22 protein-coding genes and 1 tRNA gene are annotated in these 21,936 nt (G+C 67.9%); 11 read left to right on the forward strand and 12 right to left on the reverse strand.

Translation table 11 applies throughout. The features are described 5' to 3' along the window. Positions 1-18: 18 nt before the first annotated feature. Entirely contained in the window at positions 19-1,023 is a 1,005-nt protein-coding gene (locus CXQ96_RS01390) for a diacylglycerol kinase family protein (protein WP_104116231.1), read from the reverse strand. A gap of 82 nt (positions 1,024-1,105) precedes the next feature. Here CXQ96_RS01390 and CXQ96_RS01395 point away from each other — a divergent pair, with 82 nt between their 5' ends. From CXQ96_RS01395 to CXQ96_RS01440, 10 genes are all read left to right on the forward strand, one after another. Next, a complete protein-coding gene (locus CXQ96_RS01395; protein ID WP_104116232.1) occupies positions 1,106-1,888 on the forward strand; it encodes an SGNH/GDSL hydrolase family protein in 783 nt (260 codons plus the stop codon). Between the two features lie 117 nt (positions 1,889-2,005). Beyond that, positions 2,006-2,581: a MarR family winged helix-turn-helix transcriptional regulator gene (locus CXQ96_RS01400; protein ID WP_104116233.1), complete on the forward strand. Its 576-nt coding sequence runs from the start codon at positions 2,006-2,008 to the stop codon at positions 2,579-2,581. Between the two features lie 22 nt (positions 2,582-2,603). Further along, a complete protein-coding gene (locus CXQ96_RS01405) occupies positions 2,604-3,740 on the forward strand; it encodes a glucose-1-phosphate adenylyltransferase family protein (protein ID WP_104116234.1) in 1,137 nt (378 codons plus the stop codon). A gap of 322 nt (positions 3,741-4,062) precedes the next feature. Continuing rightward, positions 4,063-4,299, forward strand: a complete 237-nt coding sequence (gene rpmB / locus CXQ96_RS01410; RefSeq protein ID WP_043441573.1) for a 50S ribosomal protein L28 — start codon at positions 4,063-4,065, stop codon at positions 4,297-4,299. Then, the gene (rpmG, locus tag CXQ96_RS01415; RefSeq protein ID WP_019481734.1) at positions 4,299-4,466 is read left to right on the forward strand and encodes a 50S ribosomal protein L33; all 168 of its coding nucleotides are present in this window, start codon (positions 4,299-4,301) and stop codon (positions 4,464-4,466) included. Before rpmB ends, rpmG begins: the two co-directional genes overlap by 1 nt. A gap of 2 nt (positions 4,467-4,468) precedes the next feature. Further along, positions 4,469-4,774, forward strand: a complete 306-nt coding sequence (rpsN, locus tag CXQ96_RS01420; RefSeq protein WP_104116235.1) for a 30S ribosomal protein S14 — start codon at positions 4,469-4,471, stop codon at positions 4,772-4,774. Between the two features lie 292 nt (positions 4,775-5,066). After that, positions 5,067-5,345: an HU family DNA-binding protein gene (locus CXQ96_RS01425; protein ID WP_087074140.1), complete on the forward strand. Its 279-nt coding sequence runs from the start codon at positions 5,067-5,069 to the stop codon at positions 5,343-5,345. A gap of 201 nt (positions 5,346-5,546) precedes the next feature. Then, positions 5,547-7,607 (forward strand): bifunctional copper resistance protein CopD/cytochrome c oxidase assembly protein, encoded by a 2,061-nt coding sequence (locus CXQ96_RS01430; RefSeq protein ID WP_258058767.1) that lies wholly within the window; start codon positions 5,547-5,549, stop codon positions 7,605-7,607. After that, on the forward strand, positions 7,604-9,586 hold the full coding sequence (locus CXQ96_RS01435) for an NHL domain-containing thioredoxin family protein (protein WP_104116237.1): 1,983 nt from the start codon (positions 7,604-7,606) through the stop codon (positions 9,584-9,586). The genes CXQ96_RS01430 and CXQ96_RS01435 overlap by 4 nt, the downstream gene beginning before the upstream one ends. 138 nt (positions 9,587-9,724) lie before the next feature. Continuing rightward, positions 9,725-10,816 carry an SDR family oxidoreductase gene (locus CXQ96_RS01440; protein ID WP_104116238.1) on the forward strand — a complete coding sequence of 364 codons (1,092 nt, stop codon included), beginning with the start codon at positions 9,725-9,727 and terminating at the stop codon, positions 10,814-10,816. Positions 10,817-10,849: 33 nt separating this feature from the next. Here the strand turns inward: CXQ96_RS01440 and CXQ96_RS01445 are convergent, their stop codons facing one another. The 11 genes from CXQ96_RS01445 to CXQ96_RS01495 form a co-directional block, all read right to left on the reverse strand. Continuing rightward, a complete protein-coding gene (locus CXQ96_RS01445; protein WP_258058719.1) occupies positions 10,850-11,839 on the reverse strand; it encodes a hypothetical protein in 990 nt (329 codons plus the stop codon). A 27-nt stretch (positions 11,840-11,866) separates the two neighbouring features. Further along, positions 11,867-12,250, reverse strand: a complete 384-nt coding sequence (locus CXQ96_RS01450; protein ID WP_104116239.1) for a hypothetical protein — start codon at positions 12,248-12,250, stop codon at positions 11,867-11,869. A 40-nt stretch (positions 12,251-12,290) separates the two neighbouring features. Further along, positions 12,291-13,949, reverse strand: a complete 1,659-nt coding sequence (locus CXQ96_RS01455) for a helicase HerA-like domain-containing protein (RefSeq protein ID WP_104116240.1) — start codon at positions 13,947-13,949, stop codon at positions 12,291-12,293. A 90-nt stretch (positions 13,950-14,039) separates the two neighbouring features. After that, positions 14,040-15,413 (reverse strand): ABC transporter ATP-binding protein, encoded by a 1,374-nt coding sequence (locus tag CXQ96_RS01460; protein WP_104116241.1) that lies wholly within the window; start codon positions 15,411-15,413, stop codon positions 14,040-14,042. 30 nt (positions 15,414-15,443) lie between these two features. Further along, positions 15,444-16,292 (reverse strand): carbohydrate ABC transporter permease, encoded by an 849-nt coding sequence (locus CXQ96_RS01465; RefSeq protein WP_104116242.1) that lies wholly within the window; start codon positions 16,290-16,292, stop codon positions 15,444-15,446. Continuing rightward, a complete protein-coding gene (locus tag CXQ96_RS01470) occupies positions 16,292-17,305 on the reverse strand; it encodes a carbohydrate ABC transporter permease (RefSeq protein ID WP_258058720.1) in 1,014 nt (337 codons plus the stop codon). Before CXQ96_RS01470 ends, CXQ96_RS01465 begins: the two co-directional genes overlap by 1 nt. After that, positions 17,302-18,549, reverse strand: a complete 1,248-nt coding sequence (locus CXQ96_RS01475; RefSeq protein ID WP_258058768.1) for an extracellular solute-binding protein — start codon at positions 18,547-18,549, stop codon at positions 17,302-17,304. Before CXQ96_RS01475 ends, CXQ96_RS01470 begins: the two co-directional genes overlap by 4 nt. 395 nt (positions 18,550-18,944) lie before the next feature. Next, entirely contained in the window at positions 18,945-19,376 is a 432-nt protein-coding gene (panD, locus tag CXQ96_RS01480) for an aspartate 1-decarboxylase (RefSeq protein WP_181036319.1), read from the reverse strand. 94 nt (positions 19,377-19,470) lie between these two features. After that, positions 19,471-19,544, reverse strand: a tRNA-Gly gene (locus CXQ96_RS01485). Between the two features lie 26 nt (positions 19,545-19,570). Then, the gene (locus tag CXQ96_RS01490) at positions 19,571-19,963 is read right to left on the reverse strand and encodes a protealysin inhibitor emfourin (RefSeq protein WP_104116245.1); all 393 of its coding nucleotides are present in this window, start codon (positions 19,961-19,963) and stop codon (positions 19,571-19,573) included. After that, positions 19,960-21,009, reverse strand: a complete 1,050-nt coding sequence (locus CXQ96_RS01495) for a M4 family metallopeptidase (RefSeq protein WP_104116246.1) — start codon at positions 21,007-21,009, stop codon at positions 19,960-19,962. Before CXQ96_RS01495 ends, CXQ96_RS01490 begins: the two co-directional genes overlap by 4 nt. 70 nt (positions 21,010-21,079) lie before the next feature. Between CXQ96_RS01495 and kynA the strand changes: the two genes are divergently transcribed. Next, a complete protein-coding gene (gene kynA, locus CXQ96_RS01500; protein ID WP_104116247.1) occupies positions 21,080-21,934 on the forward strand; it encodes a tryptophan 2,3-dioxygenase in 855 nt (284 codons plus the stop codon). Positions 21,935-21,936: the final 2 nt, after the last annotated feature.

Genomic DNA, 21,936 nt, shown 5'->3' on the forward strand with positions numbered 1-21,936 from the left:
GAGGCGCCCCGGCGCCTGTCAGGGCAGCGGTTCGCTGACGACGGCGGGATCCTTGTACCCGAGGGGCATCCTCAACCGGAGTGACTCGGGCTTCATCTCGAACGCCATGTGGGTCGCCTTGCCCAGCGGGTCGCCGTCGAGTTGAACCTCCAGCGGTTCGTGCAGGGTGACCTCGGCGGTGCGGCACTGGAAGTACTCGAGCGACGGGTCCTTGCCCTTGCCCTTCCCCCGCGCGACGAGCTTGCCGGCGACGGCCAGCCAGCCCAGCCTGCCCTTCGGGGCGACCGTCATGAGGTCCATCAGGCCGTCGTCGATCTTCGCACCGGGGAAGATCTCCAGACCGCCCATGATCTTCCCGCAGTTGCCACCCATCACGCTGCGCAGGCGGCGGACGAAGGGCTTTCCGCCGTCGACCGAGATGGTGGTCCGCGCTGGCCTGCCCGGCAGGTTCCGGATGCCCGCGTCAACGTAGGCGAGCCAGCCCACCTTGTCCTTCAGGTCGTCGCGCGTATCGGACATGATGGCGGCGTCGTAGCCGATGCCCGCCATGACGAGGAAGACGTGGGCGTCCTGTGCCCGGTCCACCGTCACGTGCACGACGTCGATGGTGCGTTCCGTCCCCCTGAACGCAGCCTCGACGGCGGCGTCCGGATCATCGACGGCGATGTCGAGGTTGCGTGCGAGCAGGTTTCCGGTGCCCAGCGGCACGATGGCCATCATGGTGCCGGTCTCCGCGAGCTCCTCGGCAACACACCGCACGGTACCGTCCCCGCCGGCCGCGATCACGAGATCGACGCCGGCGTCCAACGCCTGGCGTGCCTGGCCGTGCCCGGGGTCGTCCTCCGTGGTCTCGATGACCAGGGGTTCCTCCCAGCCGTCCTCTGCCGAGACGCGCCTGACAGCACCCTCGACATCGCCGGTGGTGGCCTTGATGGGGTTGATGATGAGCGCGGCGCGGCGACTGCCCGATCCGGCGTCGGCGGCCGTGTCAGGCGTTGCTTCGGGTGGTGCGTCGGTAGGCATGATGTCCTTCGTCCGGGTGTCAACGGGGGCCTCTGCCGAGCTTATCGCTGCGGGTGGCCGCCCTAGGGGTAATCTTTCGGACGTGACTTTCACCCAGCGATACGTGGCACTCGGCGACTCCTTCACCGAAGGAGTGGGTGACTGGGACCCGGCATCACCCAACGGTGTCCGCGGTTGGGCCGATCGCGTGGCCGAGCAGCTCGTCCTCGCCGATGCGTCCTGGGGCTACGCCAACCTGGCGATCCGCGGCCGGAAGATGCGCCAGATCCTCGACGAGCAGGTCGACGCGGCCCTGCTGCTGGAGCCGACGCTCGTCACGATCTATGCCGGCGCCAACGACATCCTCCGCCCGCGCATCGACATCGACCGTCTGATGGGGCACTACGACGAAGGCATCGGCAGGCTCCGTGATGCGGGCGTCGACGTCGTGCTGTTCACGGGGTTCGACGCGTCGGGGTCGGCTGTCTTCGGCAGGACCAGGGGTCGCACGGCGGTGTACAACGAGTGGGTGCGCGAGATCGCCGACACGAGGGCCGCCACCGTCGTCGACTACTGGCGCCTGCGCGAGTTCCAGGACTGGGGCTACTGGGATGTCGACCGGATGCACATGTCGGCGGCCGGTCACACGCTCATGGCCGCGCGGGTCCTCGAGGCCATGCAGGCATCGCACCGCATCGACCTGCCGGAACTCCAGGAGCGCCCTGCCCTGAGACGGATGGAGCAACTGCGGGCCGACGCGCAGTGGGCGCGGGAGTACCTGACGCCGTGGGTCGGCAGGCGGCTGCGCGGTGTCTCGTCGGGCGACACCCTGACGCCGAAGTATCCGACGCCGACCCATCCGCGCCGGGTCACGACCAGCGCCTGAGACTCCGGGCGAACGGGTAGCAGCACGCACTCACCACGATCTTCGGGACGTGCGCAAGCACGGGGCGCACAGCCCGGACCCCCGTCGGCCCAGGGACCGATGTGCCAGAATGAGCGGATGGCGGCGCACTGGCTCACACCCGAGGAGCGGCGCGCGTGGCTGGCCCTCTATGCGCTGTCGTCCCTCCTCCCGGCGAGCCTCGACGCCCATCTCTTCCGCGAGGCGCGCATCACCCTGTTCGACTACCACGTGCTGGCCATGCTCTCCGAGGCCGAGGATGCCCGCCTGCCCATGAGCGAACTGGCAGCGCGTTCGGCGGCATCCCTGTCACGCCTGAGCCACGTGGTCAAGAAGCTCGAGGTCCGCGGGTGGGTGGCCCGCGTACCCTCGTCGTCCGACGGACGCGTGACAACCGCTTCCCTCACGCCGGCCGGGCTCGAGATGCTGACGGAGCTGGCGGTGTCCCATGTCGCCCAGGTCCGCTCCACCGTCTTCGACGCGCTCGACGAACAGGACGTGACAGACCTCGATCGGGTCGGCCGGAAAATCCTGCGCGGCATGGACAGCGCCCACTGGATCCTCGCCGACGGCGAAGCGGCGGTGGAGGCCGACATCACGGGCGGGGTGCCTGTGCAGGGATCCGGTGCCGCGCTCGACGCCCCTGGCGAACAGGCACCCGAGACCGGCGCATAGGCCGGGCAGGACAGGACGACGCATGACCCAGACACACTCCCGGCCACACTCCCGGCACGAGCCCCGCATCCTCGCGATCGTCCTGGCGGGAGGGGCGGGCGGACGCCTCGGCGCGCTGACCGATCACCGGGCCAAGCCGGCCATGCCGCTGGGCGGCAGTTTCCGGCTGATCGACGTCCCCCTGTCCAACCTGCACCACAGCGGGATCTCCGACGTCTGGATCATGGAGCAGTACCAGCCCAAGACCATCAACGACCACCTCCGCAACGGCCGGCCCTGGGACCTCGACCGCACGCGCGGCGGACTGCTGGTGCTGCCTCCCTTCAGCGGCCACGAGGGCGAGGGCTTCGCCGAGGGCAACGCGGACGGGCTCCTCCGCCAGGCATCCTTCATCCGGGACTTCGCGCCGGACCTCGTGCTGGTGCTGAGTTCGGACCACCTGTACCGGCTCGACTATCGCGACGTCATCGACACCCACGTCAGGACCGGCGCCGCCCTCACGATGGTCACGGTCGACTTCGACGGCGACGCGTCCAACCACGGCGTGGCGGACGTCGACGACGACGGGCGCGTCACCGGGTTCGCCTACAAGCCGAAGAACCCGCGAACCACCATCGTCGCCGCCGAGGTCTTCCTCTATACCGCCGCAAGCCTGCTCGACGCGCTCGAACGGCTGCAGGACGACCACGGCGGCCTCGGTGACTACGGCCACCACCTGGTTCCCCACCTCGTGGAGCAGGGCTCCGTGGTCGAGCACCGGCTCGAAGGGTACTGGCGTGACCTCGGCACCCCGGCCAACTACCTCCGCGCCCACCTCGACCTGCTCGACGGCAAGGGCCTGGAGCTCGCGGACCCGGCGTGGCCGATCCTCACCGAGCCTCCGCAGCTGGCCCCTGCATTCATCGGCGATGGGTCCGTCATCGGCAATGCGCTGATCGCACCCGGCGCCGTGGTGCACGGCACCGTCCGCAGGAGCGTCATCGGATCCGGCGCAACGGTCGAGGCGGGGGCCGTCGTCGAGGACTCCGTGCTGCTGGACCGCGTGCGGGTCGCGGGCGGCGGCTCCGTCAGGTACGCGATCGTCGATTCGGGCGCCGTCGTGTCCGGAGCCCGCGAGGGTACGGGACCCGACGATCCCCTGATCGTTCCCAGGGACTGACGGACAGGCGACCGGCCGGTTTTGGTCAAGCAAGATCCAGCCGGTAGTATGGTAAGGCGTTTGGCTGCGGTTGATGCTGCCCCGTCGTCAGGACGGGACGGGATTTGCCCAGCTACCCGTGACTACCTAGAATTTAAGGCTGTGTCGACCGCAAGGCCGTACCCAGCCTAATCTTCACCGTCTTCCCCGCGGCGAGGCGCTTCGGCAGGTTCTCACCCTGCCAGGTCAACCTCCGGAAAGCTGCAGTAATAACGGTGTCATTACTGGTGGCGGGACGCTCAACAAGTGATTCCGTCACGTTCATCTAATCTGGAGGAGAGTTATGGCAGCCCACTGCCAAGTGACCGGAGCCGAGCCCGGCTTTGGACACAGCATTTCGCACTCGCACCGCCGCAACAAGCGCCGGTTCGACCCCAACATTCAGAAGAAGCGCTACTACGTGCCTTCCCTGCGCCGCAACGTGACCCTGCAGGTTTCCGCCCGTGGCATCAAGACGATTGATGTCCGTGGCATCGACGCTGTCGTGGCGTCCATCCTCGCGAGGGGAGTGAAGCTCTAATGGCAAAGGACAAAGACGTACGTCCGATCATCAAGCTGAAGTCCACCGCTGGTACGGGCTACACCTACGTGACGCGCAAGAACCGTCGTAACGATCCGGACCGCATGGTCCTGATGAAGTACGACCCCAAGATCCGCAAGCACGTCGAATTCCGAGAGGAGCGCTAACCATGGCCAAGAAGTCAAAGATTGCTCGCAACGAGCAGCGCAAGGTCATCGTCGAGCGCTACGCGGCCAAGCGCCTCGAGCTGAAGAAGACTCTCGTCGACGAGAACGCTACCGATGAAGCACGCGAAGCAGCACGCCTTGGCCTGCAGAAGCTTCCCCGCAACGCTTCGCCGGTGCGCCTGCGCAACCGCGACCAGATCGACGGACGCCCGCGCGGAACGATCCAGAAGTTCGGGATCTCACGCATCCGGTTCCGTGACATGGCCCACCGCGGCGAACTGCCCGGCGTGACCAAGTCGAGCTGGTAACACCCTCCGGAGCGTCACGCTCCAGCAGCATCGTCCACCGCCCCTGGCGGTGACCGGAGAAGCCGGCAGCCCTCGGGTTGCCGGCTTCTCCGTCTTTCCGGCCCAAGCCGGCTCCGAGGGGATCCGCTCGGAGCCTTTCCGGGCGGTGAACCGCCCCGAAAAGGCCGTGATTCTGCCGGAAAGCCGCGTAAACACGCGGAACAGGGCGCACTAGCTGATAGGTTTTCGGACAGAGGCTTTTCGTATACCGTGAAAAGCTCGTTCCGAAGAGTGACGTCCAGGAGGACCTAAAGTGGCTAAAAACCGTAGTGAACTTGTCGCCGAGGTAGCAGCGAAGGCTGACACCAGCCAGGCATCGGTCAACAGCGTCCTTGACGCTCTGTTCGACGTCTTTGCAGAGTCCATCGCCAAGGACGAGAAGATCACCATCCCCGGATGGCTCGCCGTCGAGCGCACCAGCCGCGCAGCGCGCACCGGCCGTAACCCCCAGACGGGTGAGACGATCCAGATCGCCGCCGGGCACAGCGTCAAGCTGACCGCAGGCTCCAAGCTGAAGGCTTCCGCCAAGTAGCTTCCAGATCCCCGGAGGGCCGCTGCCGTGACGGCAGCGGCCCTCCGTCTCGGATCGATGTCTCGCCCGGAGCAGGGACCTGTCCATGATTGGCCCTATTTCTACTCCGGGTAGAGAATGGTGTATGTGTCGACTACAGCGAAGCAACCCCGCAGCGCGCTTGCCGGCGCCGACCGTGAGACCGGCGTCGGAAACGTCTGGCTGATCCTCGCGGGTGCCGTCGTCTTCGCGGCACTCGTCGTCGCGCTGTTCTACTCGGGCGCCGCTGCAGCTCGGCAACTCGGTGATCCGGGTGCCGTCACCCGGTGGGGGCTGCCCGTCGCGAAGGTCCTGAACAACACGGCCGCCGCCGCCACCATCGGCGCCCTCGTCTTCGCCGTGGTCATGCTGCCGCGGCAGGTAGCGGGCAAGGGCCGCACCCCCAAGCCGGATGCGGCCGAGCACCCCGCCTTCTCCCGAGTATTGCTGCTCGCCGCCGTCTCCGCCGTCGTCTGGACGCTGGGCGCGCTCGGCGTCATGGTCTTCACCTACTCGGACGCGGCGGGCCTGCCGCTGAGCACCGACCCCGCCTACACCCAGGGGCTGGCGGCCTTCCTCACCGACTTCTCGACGGGACGTGCCTGGCTGGTGACGTCCATCGTCTCGGCCGTGCTCGCCACGATCCTCTTCGGTGTCCGGTCGCAGACGGGGCTCGCTCTCACGATGGTGCTCGCGCTCCTGAACCTCCTGCCGATGGCACTGATCGGGCATTCCGCCAGTGGTGACGACCACAACGCAGCGGTCAACTCCATCGCACTGCACCTCGTCGGCGTGTGTCTCTGGGTGGGCGGCATCATCTCCCTCGCCGTCGTCGGCGGCACTCTCGGCAACCAGACGCTGCCGGTACTCAAGCGCTTCTCGGCCCTGGCGGGGTTCGCCTTCCTCCTCGTCGTCGCCTCCGGCGTGGTGAACGCGAGCCTCCGCATCACCGACCTGGCTCAGCTAAGCTCGCAGTGGGGGCTGCTCGTCACCTTCAAGACCATCGCCACGCTCCTGCTCGGCGGCGTCGGCTGGATGCACCGGCAGTGGATCATCCCGCAGCTCGAGGCCACCAACGGCACGGCGACCTCCAAGCACTCCGCACGTCGCGTGCTCTGGCAGCTCATCGCCGTAGAACTGGTCATCATGGCTGCCGTCTCCGGCGTGGCCGGCGCCCTCGGTCGCACTGCACCGCCCCGGGCCGAGGAGTTGCCCACCGAGGCCGGTCCCGCCCGCATCCTCACCGGATACGACCTCCCGCCCGAGCCCACCGCCGCCCGGTGGCTCACGGAATGGCGCCCCGACTGGCTGTGGATCACCGTCGCCGTGACCTTCGGCGTCGCGTACGTCCTCGGGGTGATGAAGCTCCGCCGCCGTGGCGATGCGTGGTCGCTCCTGCGGCTCGTCAGCTGGGTCGTCGGCCTGGTGCTGCTGACCTATTTCACGTCCGGAGCGCCGGCGATCTACGGGATGGTGCTCTTCAGCGCGCACATGATCGACCACATGGCGCTGACCATGGTGGTGCCGCTGTTCCTCGTCCTCGGCGCGCCCGTCACGCTGGCCCTCAAGGCCCTCGCCGCGCGACGTGACGGCACCCGCGGCCTGCGCGAGTGGATCCTCGTCATCGTGCACTCGTGGCCCTCACGCATCATCACGCATCCGCTGTTCGCGGCGGGCAACTTCGTGGCGTCGATCATCGTGTTCTACTACTCGCCGCTCTTCGGATTCGCCCTGCGCGAGCACGTCGGCCACGAGCTGATGATCACGCACTTCCTCATCACGGGCTACATCTTCGTGCTCTCGATGATCGGTTCCGACCCCGTGCCGCTGCGCGCTCCGTACCCCCTGCGCATCCTGCTGCTCTTCGCGACCATGGCCTTCCACGCCTTCTTCGGCGTCACGCTCATGGGGTCGACGTCGTTGCTGGAGGCGTCCTGGTTCGGGAACATGGGCCGCGAGTGGGGCGCCTCGGCCCTGGCCGACCAGCAGGTGGGCGGCGCCGTCACATGGGGAGTCGGTGAGCTGCCCACGTTGCTGCTGGCCATCGGAGTCGCAATCATGTGGTCCCGATCGGACGCCCGCGAGACCAAGCGCAAGGACCGGGCAGCCGACAGGAATAATGACGCCGACCTCACGGCTTACAACAGCATGTTCGCCGACCTCGCCGCGCGCGACGCCGGACCCCGCCGTTCCGGGCAGCAGCCCACGGCGCGGGTGACCACCACCGCAGGAGACGATGAATGACCGAGACCACCACGCGCACCGGATACCGCGTGCGCGGCTCAGCACTGACCGGCCGTAACTGGCTCAACACCGGCGGGAGGCAGCTGCAGCTCGAGGACCTCCGCGGGAAGATCGTGATCCTCGACTTCTGGACGTTCTGCTGCATCAACTGCCTCCACGTCCTCGACGAGCTGCGCCCCCTCGAGGAGCAGTACTCGGACGTCCTCGTCACCGTCGGCGTGCACTCGCCCAAGTTCGAGCACGAGGCCGATCCCGTGGCACTGGCCGCCGCCGTCGAACGCTACGACATCCACCATCCCGTCCTCGACGACCCCGAGCTGACCACGTGGCAGGCCTACACGGCCCGCGCATGGCCGACGCTCGTCGTCATCGACCCGGAGGGCTACATCGTGGCGCACCTCTCCGGCGAGGGGCATGCGGCAGGGCTGACCTCCCTCGTGGAGGAACTGGTGGCCGAGCACGAAGCCAAGGGCACGCTGCACCGCGGCGACGGCCCTTACGTCCCCGCGGAGAGCACGGCAGGCGACCTCAAGTTCCCCGGCAAGCTCCTCGCGCTGCCCGCAACCGGCACCTTCCTCGCAGGTGATACGGGGCACCACCGGCTGGTAGAGCTCGAGGCGGACCTCGTCACGGTGCGCCGCACCATCGGGTCCGGCACGAAGGGGCACCGCGACGGAAGCCCCGACGAGGCACAGTTCAACGAGCCTCAGGGCGTCGCACTGCTGCCTGCCGAGCTGGCTTCGGAGGTCGGATACGACGTCGTCGTCGCCGACTCGGTGAACCACCGACTGCGCGGCGTCTCCCTTGCGACCGGCGAGGTGCGCACGCTCGCCGGCAACGGCACACAGCGCCTGCTCGACGCCGGGAACCACACGAAGATCGGGCGGCAGGAGAACTCCCAGGACATCGGAACGGAGAGCGGGACACCGCGCCTCACGGAGACTCAGCTCGGTACGGACGCGCTCAACGTGTCGCTGTCCTCCCCCTGGGACGTCCTGTACTCGTCCGTGCTGGGGCGCGTGGTGATCGCCATGGCCGGGACGCACCAGATCTTCAGCTACGACCCCCGCACCCACGCGGTGGAGGTGATCGCCGGTACCGGCCTCGAGGGGCTGCTCGACGGCGATGCATCCGCCGCCTGGTTCGCCCAGTCCTCCGGGCTGGCGGAGGACGCGAACGGCACCCTCTGGGTCGCGGACTCCGAGACCTCCTCGGTGCGGCTCCTGTCCTTCATCGAGGTGAACGGGAGCAGGAAGGTGCAGGTGCAGACCGCCATCGGGACCGGCCTGTTCGACTTCGGCTTCCGGGACGGCGATGCCGGCCAGGCGCGCCTGCAGCACCCTCTCGGCGTGGCAGCACTTCCGGACGGCTCCATCGCGATCGCGGACACGTACAACGGTGCCGTCCGCCGGTACGACCCCGCGACGCGCCAGGTATCCACGCTGCTCCGTGGTCTCTCCGAGCCGTCGGACGTGCTCGTCGACATGACGCCCGTGGCCGATGGTGGCGATCCGCTGCTCATCGTCGTCGAGACCAACCGGCACCAGCTCGTCAGGGTGCCGCTGCCCAAGGAAGCACTCGCGGTCGACGAGGGAGCGTCCCAGACGCAGCGGCCGAAGACGCCGATGTCCGCCGGGCCGGTAGCCCTGACGGTTCGGTTCACTGCGCCGAAGGGCCAGAAGCTCGATGACCGCTGGGGAGATCCGACCCAGCTGAAGATCAGCGCTTCACCGGAATCCCTCCTGGTCTCGGGCGGCGGTACGTCCACGGGCCTGACGCGGGAGCTGGTCCTCTCACCGGAGGCGGGCGACGGCGTCCTGCACATCACCGCACGGGCGGCGTCCTGCGACGGCGAGCCGGGCGGGGAGATTCCGGACCATGCCGCCTGCCACCTGTACCAGCAGGACTGGGGAATCCCCGTGTCCGTGACCGGCGACGGCGACACCGCCCTGACGCTGGACCTGCGCGGACTCGACTGACGGGTACTGAAGGGTACCGCCGGTCCCGCACTCCGGCTCCGAAGGGCACCGGTCTCCGCCGGTGCCCTTGGTGCGTCCGGCCGTCACTGCCGGGCTGCTCGCAGGAATAGACCCTCCGCGGGCGGGCTTGTGCCAAGTATGGCGATCGACAACACGACAGCAGTGGACGGACAGAAGACGGCGCTCGTGGTGGGGGCCACCGGTATCGCCGGATCGGCGCTCGTCGAGAGGCTGACCCTCGAGGGGTGGGCCGTCCTGGCACTCTCCCGTCGACCGGGAGTGGAGCGCGACGGCGTTCGCTGGTTGTCCGCGGACCTGACGTCGGCCGAATCGCTGGCCGCCGCACTCCACCAGGAGAACCCCTCGCACGTGTTCTTCACGGCGTGGTCGCGCCGAGAGTCCGAAGAGGAGAACATCGCGGTCAACGCGGGCATGCTCCGTGACCTGCTCGTTGCGCTGCGCGGCAAGGACGTCGCCCACGTGGCACTCATGACGGGGCTCAAGCACTACCTCGGACCGTTCGAGGCCTACGCAGCCGGGCGGATGGCCGACACACCGTTCCACGAGGAGGAACCGCGGCTGCCGGTCCGCAACTTCTACTATGCGCAGGAGGACGAGCTCTGGGCTGCCGCAGCCGAGCAGGGCTTCACGTGGTCGGTGCACCGGGCGCACACGGTCATCGGTCATGCCGTCGGCAATGCGATGAACATGGGCCTCACCCTGGCCACCCAGGCGACGCTGTGCAGGGAAGCGGGCGAGCCCTTCGTGTTCCCCGGCTCGAAGACCCAGTGGAACGGCCTGACCGACATGACGGATGCCGGGCTCCTGGCCGAACACATGCTGTGGGCGTCGACCACGCCCGGCGCAGCTGATGAGGCGTTCAACATCGTGAACGGGGATGTCTTCCGGTGGCGCTGGATGTGGCCCAGGCTGGCTGCGTACTTCGGCGTCGAATGGGAAGGCTTCGCGACGGCGCCCCGTCCGCTCGAGCAGGCCATGGCGGGCACCGAGGACCGGTGGAGGGAACTCGCGCAGCGCCACGGGCTCGCGGAGCCGAACCTCGACCGGATGGCGTCCTGGTGGCACACCGACAGCGATCTCGGGCGCGACATCGAAGTGGTGACCGATATGGGCAAGAGCCGCGATGCCGGATTCACCGGGTATCGACGGACCTACGATGCGTTCGTCACGCTGTTCGACCGCTACCGCGGGGAGGACCTCATTCCCTGAAGGTACCCGGCTCCCGAACCACGGCGTCGACCGCTACCGGTACCGCACCACCGGGGTCACCGTGATCGCGTCCTCGGTCACCACGAGGTCGGCCTCGAACTCGAATGGGACGGCCTCCGAGACATCCCGGACGGCACCCGAGAAGAAGTCCCGGAGCCGGGTCTCTATGCGGGCGGTTCCGCGGAGCGTCGCGAGAGACCACCCGCCGTTGCCGGGCGTGATGGTGGCGGAAGGGTACTCCGCGATCGACCACGAGATGTCGCCGGCCAGACGCTCGTTCGTCGGATAGTTGAACGGGCAGTTGGTCGGTTGGAAGACGGTCTGCTCCGCGCAGCCGTCCAGGAACGCGTGCAGCTGATCGTCGACGGCCTGGGTGAGTTCCGGCGTCGCCTCCGTCGCCAGTGCCAGGGGAGGCGGAGGATTCTCGCGGCTGGTGATTGTCGCGTGCCTCGCGGGCGCCGAGAAGTACCTGCCCTCGTACTCGGCGGTGAGGGCGGTGGGGTAGAGGGCCGCGAGGGCTGCTCTGCCGTCGGGTAGCCCTACGTCGACGCCGTTCACGGCGGCCACGACACTGTTCAGCGCGGATACCTCGACGGTCGGGAGGACGGTCGGCTCGAACCGCCAGACGTTGAAGAAGCCCCACTCGGTCCCGGTCCGCTGCAGCGGGAAGACGGTGCTCGTTGCGACGCCGTCCACCGTGTAGGTCACGGGCACCTCGACCCGGTCCCCGCCGGCGCCCCGTGCCTCGCCCACCTCGAGGTCCTCGATCGGATCACTGCCCCGGCTCAGGGCCTCGCCGTCCAGCAGGGTCGGGTTGGCGCCGTCCGGGACGGAGGCGTTGAGGAGGCCGAGGGCCTTCTCCCCGTCGCCGTCACGCAATGCGTCGAGGTACAGGCGCACCTGGTGTTCCGGGCTGTAGAGCTGCCCGTTGAGGACGGACACGGTCGCGATGAAGCCTGCGACGACCAGCATGAGGCCGAGCAGCCACGCCGCCAGGACCTTCACTACGGAGGTGGTTTGCACACCTCAACCGTACCGGCTGTGCCTTCCTCAGCCGGGCAGGAAGCCGAGGAGGACCCCGACGACGGTGCACGCGAGCCCGACGGCGGCGACGGCCCGCGTCCCCCGGTAGGGCGGCTGGAGGGACCAGTGGACGGGGCGGCGCGCGTGGTAGTAGATCGGGACCTCCTCGCCGGGCAAGGGCGCAGGGGTGGCGGCATGGTTCTTCCGACGTCGAACCTCGCTGGACCACAGCGCCTCGACGATGCGGTACCGGTGGTCGTGCCAGCGGAGGTAGGGATGGCCCTCGTGCTCGAAGGTGATCGCCTGGGTCCGGGTCCAGGAGCCGTAGACCAGCCGGATCACCAGGGCGGCGATGAGCAGCCCCAGGCCAAGCGCTGTGAGGGTGGAGCTCACGATCTCGATCACGATCATCGGGTGACCCCATTCGCCGGGTGCAGCTCCGGCGCTCCCGCTACCACCGGCGCTTGCGGCGGCTCGTTCCGAAGAGCCCCCGCGCCAGTTCCTTCCCGATGACGCCGGCGGCCCTGAGCGCGAGGTCGGCCATCTCATTGTTGTCCGCGCCGCGTCGCCGGTCCGCCGTGCTGGGGCGCTCGCTCCGGCCATTCCGGTCCTTCCGGTCGCTCCGGGAGGGCGGGGAAGGCACGCCAAGAATGTCCTCCTCGATACGGCGCGCTTCGGCGTCGCGCTCCTCGGGAACCGGGGCGGGGGCGGGCGCCGTCGTGCCGGCGGAGACCGGGCCTCGCGCTTCCGGGGATGCACGGCGCCCGGTGAGCTCCTCGTAGGCGGAGTGGCTGTCGATCGCCGTGCTGTATCGATCGAGGAGGGACGACGAGGCGACGACGGGGGGGACTGTTCCTTCCGGTGCCCGCCCCATGGTGGACTCGGGGGAGCGAAGGCGAGTCCAGGCGACCGGAGTCGGGGCGCCACGCTCGTTCATGACGGTCACGACCGCTTCGCCGATGCCCGCGGAGGTCAGGACCTCCTCGAGGTCGTAGGGGCTCTTGGGGAAGGTGGAGACGGTCGCGCGGAGGGCCTTGGCGTCGTCGGGCGTGAAGGCGCGCAGCGCGTGCTGCACCCTGTTGGCGAGCTGCCCCAGGACCTCGCCCGGAATGTCCTTCGGTGTCTGCGTGACGAAGAAGATACCGACGCCCTTGGACCTGATGAGCCGCACGGTCGCCTGGATGGACTCCCGGAAGGCCTTCGAGGATCCCGTGAACAGCAGGTGTGCCTCATCGAGGAAGAAGACGAGACGCGGTTTGTCGAGATCGCCGACCTCCGGCAGTTCGGCGAACAGGTCGGCGAGGAGCCACATCAGGAACGTGGAGAACAGCCGGGGCTTCTGCTGCACCGTGACGAGCTCGAGCGAGGTGATGATGCCGCGGCCGTCGGAGGCCGTCCTGAGCAGGTTCGCCGTGTCGAACTCCGGCTCGCCGAAGAAGGCATCCACACCCTGCGCCTCGAGGGTGACCAATTCGCGCAGGATGACGCCGGCCGTCGCCTTGGACAGGCCGCCGAGCTCCGCGAGCGCGTCCTTGCCCTCGTCGGAGGTGAGGAATCCGATCACTGCCCGCAGGTCGGCGAGGTTGTAGAGTTCCAATCCATTCTTGTCCGCATAGTGGAAGACGAGGTGGAGGCTCGATTCCTGCGTCTCGTTCAGGTCCATGACGCGGCTGAGCAGCAGGGGCCCGAACGAGGTGATGGTGGCACGCACCGGAATGCCGTCGCCGTCGCCGCCGAGAGTGAGGAACTCCACCGGGAAACCAGCCGGGGTCCAGTCCTGGCCGACGCCCGCGGTGCGCTCGGTCAGCCGCTCCGACGCCGTCCCCGGCGCGGTAAGCCCCGTGAGATCACCCTTGATGTCGGACAGGAAGACCGGGACTCCCTGCGCGGAGAGCTGCTCCGCCAGGACCTGCAGCGTCACGGTCTTGCCGGTACCGGTCGCACCCGCGATCAGCCCGTGGCGGTTCATCATCGCGAGGGGCAGGCGCACCTGCGCGTCGGTGTGCAGTGTTCCGTCCACGAGGGCCGCCCCGAGGTGGAGGGTGGGTCCGTCGAAGACGTATCCGGCAGTGATGTCGGCGACCTGGGCGGCGCCGTCGTGATCGACCATAGGGCCACACTACACAGCGGGACCGGCACCCTCCTGGGTGCCGGTCCCGTGCTGGATGTCCCGCCCGGAGGAGCGGGCACTGCCGTACCGTCAGCCGGCGGCGTGCTTCCCGCCGGCAGCAGTGGCTCCACCGGACGCGCCCGCCCCGGCGTCTACCGTGCCGGTGGCGACGCGGTTCGAGGTGCCGCTGCTGAAGCCGCTGCCGTTGCCGTTGCCGTCCAGGTCCGCCTGCTGGGCAGTCGCGATCTCCTCGGCGCGCTCCTCGTTGGCCTCCCGGGTGAGTTCGGCGCCCGCCTCGGCGTCGCGCGTGAGGTTCTCGCCCGACTCCGCGTCGAACAGGTGGAGCTTGCGCGTATCGAGCCAGAGCTCCGCCTCGCGGCCACCGCGGATACGGCTCGCTGCATCGAGGGTGACGACGACCTGCGGGCGGAGTTCGTCCGCGTCCATCTCCCGCGCCAGGTTGTCGAGGAGCTCGCGCATCTCCGGTGCGGGATCGAAGTTGATGTAGCCGTACTGCTCGTTGCCGAGCCATTCGGTGTGCGTCAGGGTCGCCGTGAAGGTCGATCCGTTCGAGCGCTTGTGGTCCTCCACCAGCTTCGCGTCCTCGAAGAACTCCGGGCGGACGCCGACCAGGACCACCTTCTTCCCCGAGGCCTTCCGCGCCTTGTCCGCCGGGATCTCGATGGCGCCGAGGGCCGTCTGCAGGACGTTGCCCTCCAGCGTCGCGGGCAGGAAGTTCATCGACGGCGAACCGATGAAGCCGGCGACGAAGAGGTTGACGGGCTGCTCGTAGAGCTCGCGGGGCGAGGCGATCTGCTGGAGCTCGCCCTTCTTCAGTACGGCCACGCGATCACCGAGGGTCATGGCTTCCGTCTGGTCGTGCGTGACGTAGATCGAGGTGACGCCGAGGCGGCGCTGCATCTGCGAGATCTCCGAGCGCATCTGGCCACGGAGCTTGGCGTCCAGGTTCGAGAGCGGCTCGTCGAAGAGGAACGCGTCGGCCTGGCGCACGATCGCGCGGCCCATGGCAACGCGCTGCCGCTGACCACCGGAGAGGTTGGCGGGCTTGCGCTGCAGGTGGTCCGTGAGCTCGAGCGTGGCGGCCGCCTCGGTGACCAGCTTGTTCACCTGGTCCTCCGAGTGCTTGCCCTTGGCCAGGCGCAGCGGGAACGCGATGTTCTCGTACACGGTCAGGTGCGGGTACAGCGCGTAGTTCTGGAACACCATCGCCAGGTTGCGGTCGCGGGGTGCCTTGTCATTCACGCGCTGGCCGTTGATCAGGAGGTCGCCGTCCGTGATGTCCTCCAGGCCCACGATCATGCGCAGGAGCGTGGACTTCCCGCAGCCGGACGGGCCGACGAGGATGATGAACTCGCCGTCCGCGATGTCGATGCTGACGTCGTTCACGGCGGGGAAACCGTCGCCGTACTTCTTGACCAGGTGGTTGAGGGTGATTGAAGCCATGGTGCGGATCCTTTACTTGAACCGGGGGCGTTAGCCCTTGACGGCGCCCGAGGTCAGGCCTGAGACGATCTGGCGTTGGAAGAGCAGGACGAGGAGGACGATCGGGATGGTGACGATGATCGCGGCCGCCGAGATCGCCCCGGTGGGCGCTTCGAACTGCGAGGCACCCGTGAAGAACGCGAGCGCCGCGGGAACCGGCCGCGCCGCCTCGGTCGACGTGAGGGAGATGCCGTACACGAAGTCGTTCCATGCGATGAAGAAGGCGATGATCGCGGTGGTGAAGACCCCGGGAGCGGCCAGCGGCACGATCGCCTTCCGGAACGCCTGCCACGTCGTCGCCCCGTCGACCTGGGCGGCCTGCTCGAGCTCCCACGGGATCTGGCGGAAGAACGCCGCGAGGGTCCAGATGGAGATCGGGAGGGTGAGGGAGAGGTACGGGATGATGAGGCCGAGCCAGGTGTCGTAGAGGCCGATCGTGCGCCAGAGGTTGAACAGCGGCGTCACGATCGAGATGACCGGGAAGATCGAGACCGCCAGCGCGGTGGTCAGGACCAGTTTCTTGCCGGGGAAGTCGAGCCGGGCGATCGCATAGGCGCACAGCGTGGCCAGCACGACGGCGATGAACGTGGCGATCAGCGAGATGCCGATCGAGTTGCGCAGGGCCGAGAGGAACAGGCCCTGGGCGTCGCCGACCAGGATCTGCTCGTAGTTGCTCGTCGTGGCCGTGCCCGACGACGGCAGGAACTTGCCGCTCGTCAGGTCGCTCGGTGTCTTGAAGGAGGTGGCGAGGATCGAGACGACGGGGAACAGTGCGTAGATGAGGACGAGGACCGTTGCGACGGCCCACAGGACCTTGTTCCTGGTGCTGGTGTTCGTCATTACTTTCCTCCCTGCGATCCGGCGAGATCGACTTTGAACAGCTTGATCGCCACGAAGCAGATCAGCAGGACGCACAGGAACAGGAGCACGGAGACGGCCGAGCCGAGGCCGATCTCGAGCCTGCTGATCGACTGGCGATAGGCGAGGAGCGACAGCACTTCGGTTCCGTAGGCGCCATTCGTCATGATGAAGACGTTGTCGAAGATGCGGAAGGCGTCCAGTGCCCTGAAGAGGACGGCGACCATGATCGCCGCCTTCATGTTGGGGATGATGACCTTGCGCATCTGCTCCCACCAGGTGGCGCCGTCGACCTTCGCCGCTTCGCTGAGTTCATCGGGCACCTGTGCGAGGCCCGCGAGCAGGAGCAGCGAGATGAACGGTGTGGTCTTCCAGATCTCCGAGGCCATGATGACGAAGAGGGCCGTGGGGCCCTGCGCGAACCAGTTCAGGTCCTCGTCGATCCCCGGGAGCCAGCTGAACCAGCTGTTGACGTACCCCGAGCTGATGTCGAACGCGTAGAACCACGCGAACGCCGACACCACGGTGATGATGCCGTACGGGACGAGGATCGCGGTGCGCAGCAGTCCGCGGACGGATTTCAGCGCCTTATGCATCACGAGGGCGAGGGCGAAACCGAGGACGAGTTCCACGGCCACGGTGACGATCGTGATGAGGACCGTCGTCCAGAGGTCCGACCACCACACAGGGTCGGAGAGGATCACGGCGTAGTTCCCGAGGCCGATGAACTCGCGCTCGCTGGGAGCGGTGAGGCGGAAGCGGAACAGCGATTCGTAGAGGGCCTGCAGGATCGGGTACAGGGTCACCAGCAGCATGATGATGAAGGCCGGACCGGCGAGGATCCAGCCGAGGCGACGCTCTGCCCGCGCCCGGTCGCTGTACTGCTTCGGTGCTTTCCTGGTCTTGCCGTTGGTTTTCTCGTTCGCTGCGTCGAGGCGCGGACCGGGTTCACCGGACGACGCCGTCGTCGTCCTGGCCGGAATGGCGGAGGTCACAGGAGTTGCTCCCCTCTGAGGACCGAAGTGATGAAGGTGCTCGAGGACCCCGGGGTGCTTTCGGGGTCGACTGCGGCAGGTGGCGCCCAGGTCTGCTGGATGCCGGTGGAGACCTCGTTGTAGAACGGGGTCTGCGGACGGGGTGCTGCGAGCTGGAGCGAGTCCCTGATGGTCTCGGCCATCGGGAAGGACTCCTCGATACGGGGGTCCTCGTAGGCCTCCGTGTTGGACGGAGGGTTGCCGTTGGTCACGAAGTACTCCGACTGGTTCTCCACCGCGACGATGCACTCGATCGCCTCGTAGGCGAGTTCGGGATTGTCGCTTTCCGCGCCGACACCGAGGTTGATGCCACCGAGCGGGGGAGCGGACTCCTGGTCCTCGGTCATCCGGGGGAAGATGCCCCACCCGAGGTCGTCGAGGACCTCCTGGTCGAGCGTGCCGGCTTCGACGGCGGCCGTCGTGGCCGGCCAGACGAACGGGTAGTTCACCATGAAGGAGCCCGAATCACCCTGGAAGGCGATGAGTGAGCCATTCTCGTCCTGGGTGGGCAGCCCCGGGCCGCCCAGCCCGTCCTTCCCGATCGTCGAGATGACCCGGGCGGCCTCGGCCCCGGCCTCGGAATCGAGGCCCAGCTCGATGGTGTCGGCCGTGGCCTCGGGGTCGACGATGATCGATCCACCCGCCGATTCGACGAGCGCGTTCACCCAGACGGTCATCGACTCGGCCTGGGCGCCCTGGACGCCCAGCGCCTTCTCCTGGCTCTTGGCGGCTTCCATGATCTGGTCCCAGGTGACGGGCTTGGTCATGTCCAGGCCGGCTGCCTCGGCCACGGACTTCCGGTACCAGAGGATCTGCGTGTTGGCCCAGAAGGGAACAGTCACCAGTTCGTCCTTCCAGGTCGCGCCCGCGAGCGCGCCTTCGACGACGTTCTCCGAGGCGCTCTCCGCGAGCTCCTCGGGAACCGGCGCCAGGAAACCAGGCTCGGCCAGTTCGGGGATGAAGGGTGGATCGAGGCTCATGATGTCGAGCGAAGTGTCCCCTGCTGCGAGGCGGCGCGCGAGCTGCTCCCGCTGCGAAGCGGCATCACTCGGAAGGAGCGACGTCTCGATGCTGTAGCGCCCGCCGGACTCCTCGCTGCATTTCTGCGCGATGGCCGCCTGACCGCCGGCATCCGGGTTGATGTACCAGGTCAGGCCGTTGTCCGCCTGCGCCGGTCCGCAACCACTCATGGCCAGCGTGCTCATCAGGACGCCGGCCAGCACGGCGGCTTTCGGACGGCTCCTCGCACTGCGTGTTCTTCGACTAGTCGGCATTCGTACCGAGCCTCCACATCCTCGTAGACAACCCGGCTGACGGTTCGATCGAATCGACAGCCTAAGCAAGCTTGCTTTTTGACCCTAAGCCCTGCCGACCCAAACCGCTAGGCAGGGTGCTTACGATCCAGCAACGAGGAGGCAGCACGCCAGCAGTGCTAGGCGCGCCGGGCGCGGCAAGTGCGTCAGGCGCGGACGGAAATCGCGGAGGGGAAGCGCGGAGGCAGCGCGGCCGGGGCAGGGAGGGGAGGCGCGGAGGGGAGGCGCGGAGGCAGGCGCGGCCCGGGCGCGGAAGTGCGGAGGGGAGGCGTCGGTGGAGACGCGCCTCAGGCGGAGACGGCGGAGTTGTCCAGCGCGAAGGGAGGGCGTTCGACGTCGCCCGCGATGGCCTCAGCGGGATCGGAGCCGAGCTCGACGATCCGGTTGTGGGCGTCGACATGGACGATGGTGGGCACGAAGGCCCGAGCCTCTTCCGTCGTCATCTGGGCGTAGGCGATCAGGATGACGAGGTCGCCGCGCTGCACGAGGTGCGCGGCCGCTCCGTTGATGCCGATGACACCGGTTCCCCGCTCGCCGGCGATGGTGTAGGTCTCGAGCCGGGCCCCGTTGGTGATGTCCACGATCGAGACGAGTTCGCCGGGCAGGATGTCCGCGGCTTCGAGCAGATCGAGATCGACGGTGACGGAGCCGACGTAGTGCAGGTCGGCATGCGTCACCGTGGCGCGGTGGATCTTCGAAGTGAACATTGTGCGAATCATCGCCTCAAGGATACTGCCGATCACGGGGCTCGTACCCGGTGCGGAAGGTGTCCTTGCGCACACCGAGGCGATGAGGAACACCCCAGGCAAGTGCTGGAGCGGGCGACGGGAATCGAACCCGCGTATCGAGCTTGGGAAGCTAGCGCTCTACCATTGAGCTACGCCCGCGCGGCAGTTGAAACCGCTCCATCACCTTACAACAGTTCTCCGGGCTTCCCGGATTCGGCGTCCTTCGACCGCGAGTCCGCCGTCCCGGCACCCTTGGCGCGCTCTATCAGTTCGCGCCACGGCTCCTCGAGTCGGCCCTCCGGAAGATGGACCTCCGTGTAGCCGATAGCGATCCGGTAGGTGAAGCGGTCGCGCTGCTGACCGGGAGCCGGTGGCCCGGGAACGTCGGCCGAGCCCTGGTGGGCCGCGGGTTCGTCCGCTGCAGCTCCGCCTGTTGCAGTTCCGCCTGTTGCAGTTCCGCCTGCTTCGGCCTCCGCCAGTGGCAGCCACCGCTGCTCCGCCTCCGTCCGGCTCACCTCGAGGCTCCAGGTGCGGGAGAGCCCGGCGAATCCGCCAGTCCGCGTGATCTCGATCCTCACCGCAGCACCCCTACCTGCGACCATGCTCCGGACACGGCGTCGGCCTCGCGGCTCCCGGTTCCGAAGCGCCTGGCAGCGGCCTCGGTCGTGGCTGTCGCGAAGGTCGGGAAATCGCAGTCGGGCGGGATGCTGCCGCTCAGCACGGCGTCGTACCAGACGCGGCCCGCCCCCTCCCAGGCGCGACCCCCCAGCGTGGTCGCCGCGAGGTAGAAGGCATGGTTCGGGATGCCGGAGTTGATGTGGACTCCGCCGTTGTCCGACGCCGTCTGCACATAGTCCGCCATGACTGCGGGCTGGGGATCCTTGCCGAGGACGTCGTCGTCGTAGGCCGTACCCGGCGCCTTGAGGGACCGCAGTGCCGTCCCTTCCACCTGCTGCGTGAAGATCCCGGCTCCCACGAGCCAGGACGCCGTGTCGGCGTCCTGCCCGAGGTTCCGCTGCTCCACGAGGACCCCGAAGACGTCGGAGAGCGATTCGTTGAGCGCGCCGGACTGGCCCTGGTAGACGAGGTTGGTGGAGTACTGCGTGAAGCCATGGGTGAGCTCGTGGCTGATCACGGTCAGCGATGCGGTGAACCGGCCGAAGATCTCGCCGTCCCCGTCCCCGAAGACCATGCGCTCGCCGTCCCAGAAGGCATTGTCGTAATTCGTCCCGTAGTGGACCGTGGCCTCGAGGGGCTTGCCCGCTCCGTCGATCGACGAGCGGCCGTACTCCTCGCTGAAGAGCTGGTACGTGGACCCGAGCCCGTCGTAGGCCTCGTCCGCCGCGGGATCGCCGGTCGCGAACGCGCCCTCGCCCCGTACGAGCCGCCCGGGTAACTCCTCCTGGCCGCCGGCGTCGTAGATCCTCCGGGTGAGCGTCCCGGCGATCGCCGTTCCCCGACGGACGGGAGCCCGTAGTGCCTCCGAGCGGACCTGCAGGAGGGGATCGAGTTCCTGCAGCGCGTGTCGTGCCGCCCTGGCCGCCACCGAGAGGCGCGGATCCCTGAGGGCGGCGAGACGGGTGAGCAGGTGCGGTGGGACGATGCTGCAGTGGATGCGCTGCATGAAGACCTCCTTGGATTGGTCCCAACGTAGACCTGAGAACCGACATTCCGCGGCACGTAGTCTTGGCCGCATGAGTGTTGAGCGGAACACCCGCGACCTGGAGCAGGGCATCGAGCGGGACTTCTCGGACAAGATGAGCTACGGCTCCTACCTCGAGCTGGACAAGCTGCTCGACGCGCAGCATCCCGTGAGCTCGCCCGAGCATCACGACGAGATGCTGTTCATCATCCAGCACCAGACATCCGAGCTGTGGCTCAAGCTCGTGCTGCATGAGCTTCGCGCCGTGCGCGTCCACCTCCGGGCGGACGACCTGCGCGCGGCGATGAAGGGGATCGCCCGCATCAAGCACATCCAGCGCTCCCTGACCGAGCAGTGGTCGGTACTGGCGACACTCACACCGTCCGAGTACGCGGAGTTCCGCGGCGATCTCGGTTCCTCGAGCGGCTTCCAGTCCTACCAGTACCGCGCCGTCGAGTTCCTGCTGGGCAACAAGAACGCGGCCATGATCCAGGTGTTCGACGCGGATCCGGCGGCGCAGGCGCTGCTCACGGAGCTCCTGGGTGAGAGCAGCGTGTACGACGAGTTCGTCGCGCTCCTGGCACGCCGTGGTTACGCCGTTCCGGAGAGCCTGCTGCACCGTGACGTGAGTGCCGCCCACGAGTTCACCCCTGCGCTCGTCGCCGTCTACAAGCAGGTGTACGAGGACGCCGCCGGCCACTGGGACATCTACGAGGCGTGCGAGGAACTGGTGGACCTCGAGGACAACTTCCAGCTCTGGCGGTTCCGTCACCTGAAGACCGTGGCACGGACGATCGGCTTCAAGGCGGGCACGGGTGGTTCCTCCGGCGTCGGATTCCTGCAGCGCGCGCTCGAGCTCACCTTCTTTCCCGAACTCTTCGCCGTGCGCACCGAGATCGGGCGCTGACC

Origin of the sequence: Arthrobacter sp. B1805 (assembly GCF_002929745.1) — a bacterium.
In the GTDB taxonomy this organism is placed as follows: domain Bacteria; phylum Actinomycetota; class Actinomycetes; order Actinomycetales; family Micrococcaceae; genus Arthrobacter_D.

Bases quoted from the DNA above. Each gene is read 5' to 3' on its own strand.
- CXQ96_RS01390 (WP_104116231.1), bottom strand. From the start codon at position 1,023: ATGCCTACCGACGCACCACCCGAAGCAACGCCTGACACGGCCGCCGAC.
- CXQ96_RS01400 (WP_104116233.1), top strand. From the start codon at position 2,006: ATGGCGGCGCACTGGCTCACACCCGAGGAGCGGCGCGCGTGGCTGGCC.
- CXQ96_RS01405 (WP_104116234.1), top strand. From the start codon at position 2,604: ATGACCCAGACACACTCCCGGCCACACTCCCGGCACGAGCCCCGCATC.
- rpmB (WP_043441573.1), top strand. From the start codon at position 4,063: ATGGCAGCCCACTGCCAAGTGACCGGAGCCGAGCCCGGCTTTGGACAC.
- rpmG (WP_019481734.1), top strand. From the start codon at position 4,299: ATGGCAAAGGACAAAGACGTACGTCCGATCATCAAGCTGAAGTCCACC.
- rpsN (WP_104116235.1), top strand. From the start codon at position 4,469: ATGGCCAAGAAGTCAAAGATTGCTCGCAACGAGCAGCGCAAGGTCATC.
- CXQ96_RS01435 (WP_104116237.1), top strand. From the start codon at position 7,604: ATGACCGAGACCACCACGCGCACCGGATACCGCGTGCGCGGCTCAGCA.
- CXQ96_RS01440 (WP_104116238.1), top strand. From the start codon at position 9,725: ATGGCGATCGACAACACGACAGCAGTGGACGGACAGAAGACGGCGCTC.
- CXQ96_RS01450 (WP_104116239.1), bottom strand. From the start codon at position 12,250: ATGATCGTGATCGAGATCGTGAGCTCCACCCTCACAGCGCTTGGCCTG.
- CXQ96_RS01455 (WP_104116240.1), bottom strand. From the start codon at position 13,949: ATGGTCGATCACGACGGCGCCGCCCAGGTCGCCGACATCACTGCCGGA.
- CXQ96_RS01460 (WP_104116241.1), bottom strand. From the start codon at position 15,413: ATGGCTTCAATCACCCTCAACCACCTGGTCAAGAAGTACGGCGACGGT.
- CXQ96_RS01465 (WP_104116242.1), bottom strand. From the start codon at position 16,292: ATGACGAACACCAGCACCAGGAACAAGGTCCTGTGGGCCGTCGCAACG.
- CXQ96_RS01475 (WP_258058768.1), bottom strand. From the start codon at position 18,549: ATGAGCACGCTGGCCATGAGTGGTTGCGGACCGGCGCAGGCGGACAAC.
- panD (WP_181036319.1), bottom strand. From the start codon at position 19,376: ATGATTCGCACAATGTTCACTTCGAAGATCCACCGCGCCACGGTGACG.
- CXQ96_RS01495 (WP_104116246.1), bottom strand. From the start codon at position 21,009: ATGCAGCGCATCCACTGCAGCATCGTCCCACCGCACCTGCTCACCCGT.
- kynA (WP_104116247.1), top strand. From the start codon at position 21,080: ATGAGTGTTGAGCGGAACACCCGCGACCTGGAGCAGGGCATCGAGCGG.